Annotated in this window: 3 protein-coding genes; all 3 read left to right on the top strand. The window is 64.7% G+C overall.

Annotated features, from left to right (window positions below; translation table 11 throughout):
- Positions 1-252: 252 nt before the first annotated feature.
- Positions 253-426, top strand: a complete 174-nt coding sequence (locus AB0B45_RS51515) for a CsbD family protein (RefSeq protein ID WP_358146400.1) — start codon at positions 253-255, stop codon at positions 424-426.
- Positions 427-608: 182 nt separating this feature from the next.
- Positions 609-806, top strand: a complete 198-nt coding sequence (locus AB0B45_RS51510) for a hypothetical protein (protein WP_358146402.1) — start codon at positions 609-611, stop codon at positions 804-806.
- A 267-nt stretch (positions 807-1,073) separates the two neighbouring features.
- The coding region (locus tag AB0B45_RS51505) for a LysR family transcriptional regulator (RefSeq protein WP_358146398.1) at positions 1,074-1,285 on the top strand (212 nt) is incomplete at its 3' end.

Genomic DNA, 1,285 nt, shown 5'->3' with positions numbered 1-1,285 from the left:
CTCCCGCAGCGACCGTTCCTTCACAACGGCCGGGCGTACCGGGCGCTGATCGGTTCTGGTGATAACCGGCATGGTGCTTGCTCGTTTCCCCATCTCGCGCGAGAGAGGACAGTGAGCTCCAGGCCGCCTTACCGCTGCTGGCGCCGGACGCTGTCTGGTGCGAGCAGTTGGCCCTCTGTGAGGGGCACGGCCAGTCCGCAGATCCACGTTTCATGCGGGCACTGGTCCGAAGGGCCGGAGAAGGGAATCACCATGAGTCTCAAACGGAAGATCAGCGCAAGGGTGCAGGCCATCAAGGGCCGGGTCACGCAGCGCTTCGGCGGCGCCACCAGAAACCGACGGCTGGAGACCGAAGGCCGGACCGACCAGGTCATGGGCAACCTGAAGCTGTTCGGTGAGAAGGCCAAGGACATCTTCAAGCGCTGACCGCGCTCGCCGGGGTGGACTCCAGGCCGCTCGCCGGTCCGCCTGCTGCTGCAACCGCAGCCCACGGTGCGCCTACCGGCTCTGCCCCGAAGCCGGAAGACCAAGAAGCCAGAAGGTCAAGGAGGGCGGTGGCATCTCGGGCATCCCCCGTGCGAAATGAAGAGGATGGAGGCAGGCTGGTGATGCGCATCGGATCGCTCGTACTCGCCGTGTGGCTGATCATCGGCGCTCTGGCAGCAGGCCAACGCGGCCACTACACCGGTTCTGTCACGAACTGCAACCAAGTGGCCACTATCGCCGTGACGATCCTGGGAGGCCCCCTCAACTACGTTGGGCTGAACCCGAAGATCGCCTGCGAGACCCCCAAACCCAGCAAGTGACACCGCACTGACCCCGCCACCGTTGGCCTTTCACTGATAGTGGTCGTCGACCCCGCCCCCTTTCGGCGCAAATGAGCCCCAAGCGTCATGGGATACACACCCGGCACTTCACTTGCGCAATTCGCTCCACCGAGACCAAGGACCCCTGAGGACGTGCCTACCGTCTGTTCCACTCTGTTTCCCGTATGGATGCCAGCCACTGCGAGGACCTAAAGTGAGGAAAGATGGTCCGCGTTTGCGCCGCCCGGCTGGGAAGGGGTGGCGGCCATGGAGTTGCGCCAACTTCGCTACTTCGTGACGCTGGCCGAGGAACTGCACTTCGGCCGGGCGGCGGCCCGTGAGCACATCGTGCAGTCAGCCTTGAGCCAGCAGATCCAGCGACTTGAACGCGAACTCGGGGTGCGGCTGATGGATCGCAGCACTCACCACGTCGAGCTCACCCCGGCCGGCGCCGCTTTCCTCGTCGAGGCGCGCCAGAT

Source organism: Nonomuraea sp. NPDC049152, assembly GCF_040648355.1.
Classification (GTDB): domain Bacteria; phylum Actinomycetota; class Actinomycetes; order Streptosporangiales; family Streptosporangiaceae; genus Nonomuraea.
The sequence above is the reverse complement of the archived record's forward strand: the minus strand, read 5'-3'. Positions and strand labels throughout refer to the sequence as shown.

Bases quoted from the DNA above. Each gene is read 5' to 3' on its own strand.
- AB0B45_RS51510 (WP_358146402.1), top strand. From the start codon at position 609: ATGCGCATCGGATCGCTCGTACTCGCCGTGTGGCTGATCATCGGCGCT.
- AB0B45_RS51515 (WP_358146400.1), top strand. From the start codon at position 253: ATGAGTCTCAAACGGAAGATCAGCGCAAGGGTGCAGGCCATCAAGGGC.